Source organism: Waltera sp. (assembly GCF_046969025.1).
Taxonomy (GTDB): Bacteria; Bacillota; Clostridia; order Lachnospirales; family Lachnospiraceae; genus Acetatifactor; species Acetatifactor acetigignens.
The window spans coordinates 94,937-107,560 of sequence record NZ_JBKVQF010000012.1 but is presented as its reverse complement, the minus strand read 5'-3'; the positions used below and the strand labels follow the sequence as shown (position 1 = coordinate 107,560).

11 protein-coding genes and 1 other annotated feature are annotated in these 12,624 nt (G+C 49.1%); of the genes, 10 read left to right on the top strand and 1 reads right to left on the bottom strand.

Annotated elements, in window-relative coordinates:
* Window positions 1-178 precede the first annotated feature (178 nt).
* The gene (locus ACLTOH_RS08625; RefSeq protein WP_118545582.1) at window positions 179-1,294 is read right to left on the bottom strand and encodes a DUF362 domain-containing protein; all 1,116 of its coding nucleotides are present in this window, start codon (window positions 1,292-1,294) and stop codon (window positions 179-181) included.
* A 157-nt stretch (window positions 1,295-1,451) separates the two neighbouring features.
* Here ACLTOH_RS08625 and ACLTOH_RS08620 point away from each other — a divergent pair, with 157 nt between their 5' ends.
* The 10 genes from ACLTOH_RS08620 to ACLTOH_RS08575 all read left to right on the top strand — a co-directional run bounded on the left by ACLTOH_RS08620 (window position 1,452) and on the right by ACLTOH_RS08575 (window position 12,600).
* Entirely contained in the window at window positions 1,452-3,176 is a 1,725-nt protein-coding gene (locus ACLTOH_RS08620; protein WP_412202096.1) for a DEAD/DEAH box helicase, read from the top strand.
* Window positions 3,177-3,286: 110 nt separating this feature from the next.
* Complete coding sequence (locus ACLTOH_RS08615) at window positions 3,287-4,894, top strand: hypothetical protein (RefSeq protein WP_412223931.1); 1,608 nt, start codon at window positions 3,287-3,289, stop codon at window positions 4,892-4,894.
* Between the two features lie 107 nt (window positions 4,895-5,001).
* Window positions 5,002-5,538: a 2-C-methyl-D-erythritol 2,4-cyclodiphosphate synthase gene (ispF, locus tag ACLTOH_RS08610; RefSeq protein ID WP_227733693.1), complete on the top strand. Its 537-nt coding sequence runs from the start codon at window positions 5,002-5,004 to the stop codon at window positions 5,536-5,538.
* A gap of 166 nt (window positions 5,539-5,704) precedes the next feature.
* Complete coding sequence (locus ACLTOH_RS08605; RefSeq protein WP_347475431.1) at window positions 5,705-6,058, top strand: BlaI/MecI/CopY family transcriptional regulator; 354 nt, start codon at window positions 5,705-5,707, stop codon at window positions 6,056-6,058.
* A 13-nt stretch (window positions 6,059-6,071) separates the two neighbouring features.
* A complete protein-coding gene (locus tag ACLTOH_RS08600; protein ID WP_412202069.1) occupies window positions 6,072-8,831 on the top strand; it encodes a M56 family metallopeptidase in 2,760 nt (919 codons plus the stop codon).
* A 211-nt stretch (window positions 8,832-9,042) separates the two neighbouring features.
* On the top strand, window positions 9,043-9,297 hold the full coding sequence (locus tag ACLTOH_RS08595; protein WP_118504022.1) for a type II toxin-antitoxin system HicA family toxin: 255 nt from the start codon (window positions 9,043-9,045) through the stop codon (window positions 9,295-9,297).
* Complete coding sequence (locus tag ACLTOH_RS08590) at window positions 9,294-9,626, top strand: type II toxin-antitoxin system HicB family antitoxin (RefSeq protein ID WP_117466726.1); 333 nt, start codon at window positions 9,294-9,296, stop codon at window positions 9,624-9,626. The genes ACLTOH_RS08595 and ACLTOH_RS08590 overlap by 4 nt, the downstream gene beginning before the upstream one ends.
* A gap of 67 nt (window positions 9,627-9,693) precedes the next feature.
* Window positions 9,694-9,945 (top strand) — a binding site (T-box leader).
* A gap of 38 nt (window positions 9,946-9,983) precedes the next feature.
* Window positions 9,984-10,709, top strand: a complete 726-nt coding sequence (cysE, locus tag ACLTOH_RS08585) for a serine O-acetyltransferase (protein WP_227061977.1) — start codon at window positions 9,984-9,986, stop codon at window positions 10,707-10,709.
* Window positions 10,710-10,765: 56 nt separating this feature from the next.
* Entirely contained in the window at window positions 10,766-12,175 is a 1,410-nt protein-coding gene (gene cysS, locus ACLTOH_RS08580) for a cysteine--tRNA ligase (protein WP_118504119.1), read from the top strand.
* Window positions 12,160-12,600: a Mini-ribonuclease 3 gene (locus ACLTOH_RS08575; RefSeq protein ID WP_412124117.1), complete on the top strand. Its 441-nt coding sequence runs from the start codon at window positions 12,160-12,162 to the stop codon at window positions 12,598-12,600. The genes cysS and ACLTOH_RS08575 overlap by 16 nt, the downstream gene beginning before the upstream one ends.
* The last annotated feature ends 24 nt before the right edge of the window (window positions 12,601-12,624 follow it).

The following is a 12,624-nucleotide window of genomic DNA, read 5'->3' as shown; positions in this document are numbered from 1 at the left end:
CCTATGACCCTCTGCTTGTAAGGCAGATGCTCTCCCAGCTGAGCTAAGATTCCATTTCGTTGCTCTCGCAACCGACCTGTTCAGTATACAATGCGTGTCCCACTTTGTCAACACGTTTTTTGATATTTTTGTAAAAATTTTGTATGCAATTAGAACAATAATAGCAAAAAGCAGGAAATTACAGGGCTTTCTTTACACTGATAGCCTTCATGGGGCACATTTCCTGACAACAGAAGCAGGAGATGCAGCCTTTTCTCTTGAATTTCGCCTTGCGATTTTCGATTCTGATGACATGTGCCGGACAGCTTTCCGCACATTTTCCGCATCCCACGCATTTCTCCGGGGTCAGCTGCGGATAGGATTTCAACAGTCGGGAAGCCACGAACATGAAAGGCTTGCGTAAAAATTTCGGCACACCGTTGGTAAAATCTAATTTTATGGTATCCGGCTTCTGAAAAGGAGATAAGCCTTCCGGAACCGGATCTCCCACAAGCGCCAACTCCTTAGGGCGAGCCAGACCTTTTTCCAGTGCCTGACGCAGCATGACGATCTCTGTAGGTTCTAATCCCATAAGTTTTGCGGCGAAGCAGTCCTGGGTATAGAAATCTTTTGCCGCCAGCAGCATATGCAAAGGATGCGAAGTGCCGCCGGTGGGACCGTTACCCTCCATGGCATCAATGGCGTCAATGACGGTGAGATTGGGAGCTACGGTCTGAGCCAGTTCTAAGAGCATGTTGGAGAAATCTTCGATCTCCGGCCAGCGGTAGTGCATCTGGGGCTTTTCCAGACCGGGGATGGTGCCGAAGAGATTCTTGATGCCGCCGGAATAGCCGGTCATGGCATGGGTCTTCAGTTTACAGATATTAATGATATAATCGGCTTCCACGATAGGAGTGATCAGGTGGAAACTGTGATTTTTAAATCCTGCCGGACAATTTACGGTCTGTGCGGAAAAGTCCATGTTGAGTTCAGCACCTTCGCCCAGAGTATCCATGCCGCATACGTGATATACGTGTTTCATGGCTTCGGCATTGTAGAGACCGCCGGAACTTTCCGCAATGGTGATGTGCTGCATGCCCTGCTCTCGCAGCCACCTGATCACAGCTTTTATGACCAGAGGGTGGGTCGTGGCGGGAAAATCCGGGGATTTCGCCATGACGAGATTCGGCTTGATGACGATCTTCATCTCCGGGCGCAAGTCTGCGGCGATGTTCAAAGCCTCCATACTTTTGCAGATGGCGGGATAGATCAGTTCTTCGTTATATTCCGGTACGATGTGTAATGTCTGTATCATAATGACCTCTAAAGTGGTTTATTTTCTATATAGTACATGAATTTACTTGTTTTTTCAATGCTTCCGTGCTATACTACGAAATGTTGTTGAGATTTGATGGAAGAAATCAGAAGCGCATCGCAATGATTTCTTTTTTTGTGCTAAAAAGGAGTATTTTGTGAGTTATTTTTTGGAAAATGAAGAAGTGGAAAAAGTAGAAGAGGTAAAGGAGCAGGACGGTATCGCATCGATCGAGCCGTTGTTGGATAACCGTATCGTCCGTGCGATTCGTGAGATGGGTTTTGAGAAGCTGTCTCCGATCCAGGAGCAGGCGATTCCCTATTTATTACAGGGTGAGGACATTATCGGACAGGCACAGACCGGAACGGGCAAGACTGCTGCATTCGGCATTCCGGCGATCCAGCACATCAATCCGGATGTGAAAAAGTTACAGACCATTATCTTGTGCCCCACCAGAGAACTGGCGATCCAGGCAGCGGAAGAACTGCGGAAGATCGCAAAATACATGCACGGCATTAAGGTGCTGCCGGTCTACGGCGGACAGGATATCAGCCGTCAGATCGCGGGACTGCGGGGCGTGCAGATCATCGTGGGAACCCCGGGACGTGTCATGGACCATATGCGCAGACGCACCATTAAGCTGGATCTGGTGAACATGGTGGTACTGGATGAAGCGGATGAGATGCTCAACATGGGCTTCCGTGAGGATATGGAGCTGATCCTTGGTCAGATCCCCGGAGAGCACCAGACCGCTCTGTTCTCCGCGACCATGCCGAAGCCGATCCTGGAGATCACAGACCGTTTCCAGAACGATGCGAAATTAGTAAAGGTGGCAGCGCAGGAGCTGACCATTCCCCTGGTATCCCAGAAATTCTACCGTGTGAAAAATCAGGACAAGGATGCCGCCTGCGTAAGACTGTTAGAGTATTATCAGCCGAAGCTGACCCTGATCTTTTGTAATACGAAGAAAAAGGTGGACGAGCTGTCGGATTTATTAAAGGAGCAGGGATTCCAGGCGGAAGGACTGCATGGAGATCTGTCCCAGGCGCAGCGTGACGCGGTCATGAAGCGTTTTCGTAACGGTGGAACCAGTATCCTGATCGCTACGGATGTGGCAGCCAGAGGTATTGATGTGGATGATGTGGAAGCTGTCATCAATTACGATATTCCGCAGGATATCGAGTACTATGTGCACCGTATCGGCAGAACCGGTCGTGCCGGCAGAAAGGGCAGATCCTTCACTTTTGCCAATAGCAGGGAGATCTACAAGATCCGCGAGATCGAGAGAGTCTGCCACACCACCATCACGGAGAAAAAGCTTCCCGGTGCTGCGAAGGTGCTGAAAGCGAAAGCAGACAAATATCTGAACAAGGCATGGGAACTGCATGAGCATGAAGACATCGAGCTGATGAAGAGCTTTTTACAGCGGAAGATGGAAGAGGAAGGCTGTGATGCACTGGAGCTGGCAGCTGCCATGCTGAAATTACAGGTCGGTGACAAGGGCGAGGAGATCGCCGCAGATGAATATACAAAGCGTGGCAATCGCTTCGGGGACAGAGGCCGGTCCGGCAGAGACGATGGTGAAGGTCGCAGCTTCGGCAGAGGAGACGGAAGACGGAAGCTTGGCCGTGAAGACGGGGAACGCAGAAGATTCGGCCGCAGTGACAGAGATCGCAGAGACGATGGCAGCACCGGTTTCGGCGAGAACAGAAGACACCGCAGAGACGAGAACCGCGAGGACGGAAGAAAATGGGGCGGCCGCGACAAAAAGGCAGCGGACCGTAAATACTCCGGGGACAGAGCGGAGAGAGAAGTAAAAAAGAGAAAGAAGCGGGAAGAGCCGGGCATCGGCAACAGCTTCCCCAAGAGAAAAAAATCTTAAGTAGATGAGGAATTTTATGTATTTGCCGCAAAAGCCGCAGTTGTGCTTTTGCGGCAAATCGTGTATAGTTAGGAAAGAATAGATAGGCATAATTCAGAAAGGTCTGCGGTATGAAAACACTGAAAAAACAGATACCTTATATCCTGTTGGGAGCGACGCTTCTGCTCCTGCTTGGCTTGAATATCATCAGTCAGGATCACTGGCTGGATTCAGATATGGCGGCGGAGATGATCTTTTCCCGGATCCTTTCCGAAGAACACCACATTTTTTCCACGACAAACTGGTATTATTCCACGGAATTCCGCGTGTTGTATACACAGCTGATCATGGGACCGCTGTTTCGCATCTGCAGCAACTGGCATGTGATCCGCACGATCACGAACCTGGTATTTTATGGATTGATGCTGGCTTCCTATTATTATTTTATGAAGCCGTTAAAAGTATCCCGCGGACTTACAGTGTTAAGCTCCTGTCTGCTGCTGTTGCCTTTTTCCGAGACTATGATGACGCATATGCAGATGGGTAATACCTACATGTCCCACGTGATCCTGGTGCTGTGGTTCTTCGGTATGTATCTGCGGTTGTGTAGCGGAGAATACAGTACAAAACGCAAGATCAGCCTGTGGATCTTCTATGTGCTGCTGGCTATTGTCTGTGGAATGTCCGGCGTACGTTACCTGCTGGCATTACAGTGCCCGTTGGTACTGACTTCTTTTTTCTATTTGTTGGGTGGAGAGGAGTTCCAGAGTTTCCGGGGAGAGATGACAAAGGCGCATTTTCGTGCCTTGCTGCCTACGACCCGGATGAAATATTTTCTCTACAGTGTAGTGGGAGCGTTTTTCGCAGTAGCGGGCTACGGCATTAATGTGGTATGGATCAGCCATAAATATGTGTTCCAGACCTACGGTGCCACGAATTTCATCGCTCTGTACCACGGGGTGCTGTTTGACCGGATCCAGAATGCAGCAGGCTGTCTGTTAATGCTTTTTGGTTATATTCCCGACAAGGGCTTTTTATCCCTGCGTGGTATTGTGACCATGGCGGCTTTCGCAATGCTGGGCATCTACGGATATGTTACGGTGAAGAGCGGAAAGACGGAGCAGAGTACAGGATTTCGCAGCCTGATCACACTTTTCCTGAAAGTCAGCTTTGTACTGAATCTGTTTGTGTTTATTTTCACCACCAGTACCATGGTGCCACGGTATTATATTACGATTTTTATTTTTGCACTGCCGGTATTGTGCTTTTATCTGGAAGAGGAGCAAATGCCATTTGACCGTCTGGCGGTGACGGCGCTGCTTACAATCTGTCTGATCCTTGGTACGGGTAAAACGGTGATGTCTTTCCTGACGGTGGACAAGAACGAAACGAAGCGTCCCGTGGCGCAGTTCCTTGCGGAAAACGGGTATGATTTTGGCTTTGCTACTTATAATAATGCCAATATCATTACAGAGCTTACCAATGGCGAAGTGGAGATCGGCAACATCGGAGATCCCGAACATCTGGAATATTTCAAGTGGTCTTCTCCCATGAAATATTATGAGGAAGGGTATCATACCGGGGAGACATTCTTGCTTCTGACGTCGGAGGAATGTGCGGAATATGCAGAGGCTCCGGCATTAAAGCAGGGCGAAAAGGTATATGAGGACGGCATTTATACCGTCTATCTATTCGACAGCACGGAGGAACTGATGAACTGTGCTGTGGCGAGACAATAATGATAGAGATTTAGTATATTGCGGACGGCATTGGCACCCGGCACTGGCCGCAACGGGACAGTCGGTACTTTTTGAAAAAGGATAACGTCTGCGGAAAGGTTGTAAATATGAGAATCGGAATGGGATATGACGTACACCGTCTGGTGGAGGGAAGAGACCTGATCATCGGTGGCGTGAAAATACCTTATGAAAAGGGGCTCCTGGGACATTCGGATGCGGATGTCCTGCTCCATGCCATCATGGATGCACTGCTGGGAGCAGCTGCGCTGGGGGACATCGGGAAACATTTCCCGGATACAGATCCAGCATACAAGGGCATTTCTTCCATAAAATTGCTGGAAAAAGTGGGCGAGCTGCTGGAAGAGAATCATGTGTTTATCGAAAATATCGATGCGACGATCATCGCACAGGCACCGAAGATGCGCCCGCATATCGATACCATGCGGGAAAATATCGCGAAAGCGCTGCTGATCGATGTTGGGCAGGTCAATGTGAAGGCTACCACGGAGGAAGGACTGGGATTCACCGGCAGCGGAGAGGGAATCTCCTCTCAGGCAATCTGCCTGGTGACTACGCCGTTTGATCTTACGGCACAGGCAATGCAAGGGGGATGTGGAAGCTGCGGCGGATGCCCGAAGAGCTGATAATTTCGGAAAATAAGAGCTTGACAAATGGGTCGGTAGGATATAGACTTTAATTAGAAATAAGGTCTGTATACTATCGACCTTTTATGGTGTGATGAGCGCAAGAGAACCAATAGGATTGCATATGGCAGGCGCTGGATTAAGAAGGATACAAGGAGGAACAGAAATGTATCAGATGACGGAGACGGAATACAAATTTGCAGAGCTGATCTGGGAGGAGGAACCCATCGGTTCCGGAGAACTGGTAAAACAGTGCGCTGAGAAGTTCGGCTGGAAGAAATCCACTACCTATACGTTTATTAAAAAGCTTTGTGAGAATGGTATTTTCAAAAATGAGAATGCCATCGTATCTTCTGTATTGAATAAGGAGGAATATCACAGAGCTCAGGGGGAGGCTTTCGTGGAGAAGGCTTACGGCGGTTCCCTGCCGAAGATGATCGCCGCATTTATCCAGAGCAAGAAGCTCAGTGCAGCGCAGATCGCTGAGATCGAAGCTATGATCGAGGATTATAAGAGCTGACGGAGGAGATTGGATGAGGGAGATTTTAGAGAAGGTATTTGGGATCGTTTGCAACTTGAGCCTGGTGGGAAGTTATTGCATTTTGCTGGTGCTGGTGGCGAGACTGGTGCTTCGCAGGGCTCCCAGATGGTGTTCTTATCTGTTGTGGGGAATCGTGTTTCTGCGCCTATGCTGCCCGGCATTTCCGCAGATACAGATCAGTCTGATTCCACAGCGGCTGGTAACGGGACAGACGGTGAGCACCGCATTGACAGCATCCGGAGAAAAAGCAACCTTTGAAAATTCAACCGCGGAAGCAATACAGATTTCAGGCATGGCGGAGCAGACCGATAGTGACGATGGCAGTCAGCCGGAGATACTTTCGCCGGAGCCCTCTATGGTAACCGGACAGACAGGAATGCCTGCAACGAGCGATCCAACCACGGAAATGTTTGCAACGCACAGTACACAGATGCTGAAAACACTGGCGGGAATCGTGTTACCGTATTTGTGGCTGATCGGATTTGTTGGGTTCGCCGGTTATCATCTGTTTTCCTATCTGCGGATGTATTACCGCCTGCGTCAGCCGGAAAACGGAGTTCACAAAGTAGAAGAAGGAATTTGTGAGATTAAGGGTGGACACCTTTCTTTTGTCATGGGGATCCTGCATCCGACCATTTATCTGTCGGCGGAGCTTGCCGGGGAGAGCAGAGAGGTAGTGTTGTGCCATGAGAGGGTGCATTTGCAGAGAAGAGACTATCTGATCAAACCTGCAGTGCTTTTTATCTGTTGTGTGCATTGGTTCAATCCCTTGGTGTGGCTGGCATTTTACTTGATGAATATGGACTGTGAGATGTCCTGCGACGAAAAAGTGGTAAAGCTTTTGGGAGAGGAAAGCAAGAAGGTCTATTCTTATACACTGCTGGAGGAAGCCAGCGACGGCAGGTGGAGAAAATACCGCGGTGGTACGATCTGCGCGCTGCTATCCTTCGGAGAGGATCATGTGAAGAACAGGATCCGTCATGTGCTGGATTATCACAAGCCTCCGTTCTGTATCCTCATCGGTGCGGTGACGGTGATCGCAGCACTCATCATCTGCCTGTGCAGTGATCCGAGAGGAAACCGCAGTGAGGAAAAACTGCCTACGGAAGCTGCACCGTCTGCTCAGAATGAGCCGGTGGATATCAGCGATACGGAGTACTCCGATGAGGCTGTCTGGACGCAGGAAGAATGGGATATTTATGCGGAAAAGCTGTCGTATGTAACGTTTGAAACACGCTCCGATTTCTCGGAATTTTATTCCCCCGAGCGGATCGAGAGTACTCATTCCTTTGCACAGGAGAAGGGATGGTATGTGAATCACAGAAGGTATGCCGGGAGTCCTGCAAGCTGGGAAATGTTCCAACTCAGCCGTCTGGAGGAGCGACTCGGGTCGGAAGATCACAGATTCTACGAGGATTATAAGGACCCTGTGACGGCAGCAAAGCAGCTCCTTTCGCTGGGAAAGGGTACCGGTGAGGTGACGGAAGTCCTCTACGAGGCGGCAAGACAGTACCAGCTCTATGGCGATGACCACATGGGAGAAGGATCGGTGGTCAATGTGGAGTATACTTTTGAGAAGGATGGTTCTGTGATCGAGATTCCCATGGTGCTGGCGGAGGAGGAACAGAAAATCTGGCTGTTATCCACCGGAGATGTGAGCGCGGCATCCGGACAGAAGATTGGTCCGCTCCCGGGAGAGCAGTCCGCCCGGAGAGTTTATGCGGAATACGAAACGTATTCTCCGGAAAATATGTCGGCCGGACAGTATACGGAGTATCTGGAGACGAAGATCGGAAGTTATTCCGGCTCCGGTATTCATATTCAGATATCCAACTGTGGAATTTATGTGATGTATAATCATACATTCCGGTGTGTGGCTGCGGATGGTATCCCGGAGAATATGGCATCTGCGGCAATCTGTGACCGGACTTACTACAATACTTCCAACGCCTATAATGAAAAGGTGCAGGAGGACAGCAGTATCGGCTGGATGGGCAGCAGGGTATTCTATATGACAGAATTTTATATGACAGAAGCGGCGGAGTATTTACAGGAGGATGGGAAAACTACGTTGTATACGGTGAAGAACTGTAGCTTGGCAGGTGATACCGGATGGGAATTGACCGGGGAAGAAACGGCAGAACCGGTACTTCCGTTTTCCATGAAAGTACAGAATGGTTTCGTGACGGTCTATAATGGCAACGGAGAACTCTATCAGCAGTATTCCATCAGTGGTCTGGACGCCGGAGCCGACAGACTGGATCAGGTGTCAAGGGACCGGTATGCTATGGAATGGCGGGAGGATATTTTATCTCATCCCGGTATGGTATGCGATGTGTCCCAGAGAACTTTTTCTGAGACCTATGCGCTGATCGATCTGGATGGAGATGCTGCAGCGGAGCGGATCACACTACAGACAGACGCCTGGAAGGATGTGGAAGGTAACAGTCCGGTGAATTACACCTTCGGAGTGGAAGGTAACAATGTAGACCGCCATGCAAGACTGTTGGACAACAGCATTCTCGCTTACAGTCCGGATGGGGAGCAGATCGTGATTGCATTGTATGAGACCGGAGACGATGCAAAAGCGAGAACCGTATTTTTCACCTATGATGGGGAAAAATTACAGGAGACCGGAAGCCTGCAGGCGGACATCCGCCGGTGCTGGTACTGGATTCCAAATGATGAAATCTATGTAAGGGAGAAAACAGCTGCTGCGCCGGAGGGGCAGTGGGTACTACCGGAAGAATAAAATACTATTGTGATTACAGAGGTTCTATGCTAATATAAATGGCATAGGACCTTTTCTATTATCTGATTTATTTTCTATAGGATCCAATGTCGGAGAAATTCCCAGATTCATTGAAAGCAAATAGAGAATATATTTTTATTTTATATTTGCAACTAAAAACAGTTGCAAATAGGCGACGGAAAAAATATAATATAATTAACAAGGGGTACAAATGGGACAAAAGGAAAAACTAATTGAACAGTTAAAAAGCAGACCTAAGACATTTACCTTTCATGATGCGGAAGTTTTATTGGACTATCTGGAATTTACGAAATCCAATAAGGGGAAAACCAGCGGTTCCAGAGTGATGTTTACCAGTGAGGAGCACGGGAGTATATTACTGCATAAGCCACATCCGCAAAAGGAATTGAAAGCATACCAGGTCAGACAATTATGTGATCTGTTGGAACAGGAGGGATTGATTTGAAAAATACGATGGAATATAAAGGGTATGTCGGCAGTGTTGAATTTTCCGAGGAGGATGGGATTTTTTTCGGAAAGGTAATGGGGATCCGTTCCCTGATCTCTTATGAGGGAACCGATGCCAGGAGTCTGGTAGAGGATTTTCATGGGGCGGTAGATGATTATCTGCAACTGTGTGAAGGACAGGGGAAAGCTCCGGAAAAAGCATACAAGGGAAGCTTTAATATCCGGATCGCGCCTGAGACTCATAAGCAGCTTGTGATCCATGCAACTGCATGCCAGATGTCACTGAATGAATATGTGAGGGAAACCTTGGAAAAAGCTGTAATGTAGAAAACTCCGGGGTTGACAAAACCCGTATTTTTGCATATCTTATTTAGTAGGAATTATCATTTATAGAATAAAGGCATGGAACAGGAAAAGTACTTTTAGGTAGGATGCCAGAGAGAAGCCGTTAGAAGCTGGGAGCGGCTTTCGTCCGAGGAAAAGGAAGTGCGCCTGTGAGCTGATCCGGGGAACGTTAACAGTAATCAGTATCCGGATCCGGTAAGCATCCGTTATATGCACGGTGTTCTACACAGGGCGTAGAACGCCAGAGGGAAGGGCATTGTCCCTTAAGTAGAGTGGAACCGCGGATAAATTCGTCTCTAAGATGAAATTTATCCGCGGTATTTTTTTCGAGGTGAGAACATGGGCATCATCAAAAATTTAAAAGAAGAAGTCCGTATTATCAAGGAGCGTGATCCGGCGATCCATTCCTCCATGGAGGTACTTTTGTATCCCAGCTTCAAGGTCATGATCCATTACAGACTGGCGCATAAGCTGTATGTGAGCGGACATTATTTCTGGGCCAGATATATTTCCCAGCGCGGTGTGCGCAAGACCGGCATTGAGATCCATCCCGGCGCACAGATCGGCAAGGGATTTTTCATCGATCACGGTAACGGTGTCATCATTGGTGAGACTACCATTATCGGCGATAATGTGACCCTGTATCAGGGAGTGACACTGGGAGGAACCGGTAAGGAGCACGGCAAGCGTCATCCGACCATCGGCAACAACGTCATGATCAGTGCGGGTGCGAAAGTACTGGGTTCCTTTACCATCGGAGATAATTCGAAGATCGGTGCCGGAAGCGTGGTCTTAAGTGAAGTGCCTCCCGGATCTACGGTGGTAGGTGTACCGGGACGTGTGGTGAAGCGTAACAACGCAAGCCTCCCCCAGGAGACCATGAACCAGACAGATCTCCCCGATCCGGTGCGGGAAGACATCACGGTACTGCAGCGTGAGAACTCCGAACTGACCAACCGCGTGCTGGAGATGGAAGATGAATTAAAGCAGCTGCGCAGGCTGGTGGTAATGAGTGCGGAGACCGGGGAACAGCCCCAATCTGCAGAAAATGACAAGACAGTGTGATAAAATAAAGATATATCATTGCAAAAATCGCAATCAGGAAAGGATAAACAATGAGCATTCAAATCTACAACACCTTAAGCAAGAGAAAAGAAGAATTTAAGCCCTTAGAGCCCGGCAAGGTAAAAATGTATGTCTGCGGACCTACCGTATACAACCTGATCCACATCGGCAATGCCCGCCCCATGATCGTATTTGATACGGTGCGCCGTTACATGGAATACAAGGGTTACGAAGTAAACTATGTATCCAACTTCACAGATGTGGATGACAAGATCATCAAGAAGGCCAATGAAGAGGGTGTGGAGCCCAGCGTGATCTCCGAGCGCTATATCGCAGAGTGCAAAAAAGACATGGAGGGAATGAATATCAAGCCCGCTACCAAGAACCCTAAGGCTACCGAGGAGATCGGCGGCATGCTGGATATGATCCAGACTCTGATTGACAAGGGGCATGCGTATCCCGCAGCGGATGGTACGGTATATTTCCGGACCAGAAGCTTCAAGGACTACGGCAAGTTGTCTCACAAGAACCTGGACGATCTGCAGGGCGGTAACCGTTCCCTGTTAGTCTCCGGTGAGGATCAGAAGGAAGATCCCCTGGATTTCGTATTGTGGAAGCCGAAGAAAGAAGGCGAGCCTTACTGGGATTCCTGCTGGTGTCAGGGCCGTCCCGGCTGGCACATCGAGTGCTCCGTTATGAGTAAGCGTTATCTGGGTGAGGAGATCGACATTCATGCCGGCGGCGAAGATCTGATCTTCCCTCATCACGAGAATGAGATCGCACAGTCCGAGGCTGCCAATGACAAGCCTTTTGCAAGATACTGGATGCACAATGCCTTCCTGAACATTGACAACCGCAAGATGTCCAAGTCTCTGGGCAACTTCTTTACTGTTCGTGAGATCTCCGAAAAATATGATCTGCAGGTACTTCGTTTCTTCATGCTGTCCGCACATTACAGAAGCCCGCTGAATTTCAGTGCAGATCTGATGGAAGCAGCAAAGAACGGCTACGAGAGAATCGTTACCAGCGTGGATAACCTGAAGTTCCTGCTGGAAAAGGCAGCAGATGCCGAAATGTCCGAAGAAGAGAAGCAGTTAGTTACCGAGGCACAGGGCTTTGAGACCAAATTCGATGAAGCTATGGACGATGATTTCAACACTGCGGATGCGCTGGCGGCTATCTTCGAGCTGGTAAAATTCGTCAACTCCAATGCGAAAGCAGACAGCAGCAAGGCATTTCTGGAGGCTCTGAAACAGGAAATCGTGACTCTGTCCGATATCTGTGGACTGATCGTAGACAAGAAAGCGGAAATGTTGGACAGCGATATCGAGGCACTGATTGAAGAGCGTCAGGCAGCCAGAAAGGCGAAGAATTTCGCAAGAGCCGACGAGATCCGTGACGAGCTGTTAGCCAAAGGCATTGTGCTGGAAGATACCAGAGAGGGTGTAAAATGGAAGAGAGCATAACCCTTCTTACGAAAATAAAGGAAGCATTTGCCTGCGAAGGACAGGATGTCCGGGCGTATTCTCCGCTGACACTGGCCTATATCGGAGACGGGATTTATGAACTGGTGATCCGCAGCGTGGTGGTGGAGAGAGCTAACCGTTCCGCCAATGATCTGCATAAAAAGACGACACGTTATGTAAAGGCACCGGCGCAGTCTGCCATGATCGAGGCATTGCTTCCGGAACTGACGGAGGAAGAGGAAGCGGTGTACCGCAGAGGACGCAACGCCAAATCATACACCACCGCGAAAAACGCTTCCGTGGCAGATTACCGCAGAGCTACCGGTTTTGAAGCACTGATGGGCTATCTGTACCTGACGGGACAGATCGACCGGTTGCTGCAGTTGATCAAAGACGGCATCCGTCTGGCAGGCATGGAACTGTAATAAAAATTCACAATAGAAAGGACA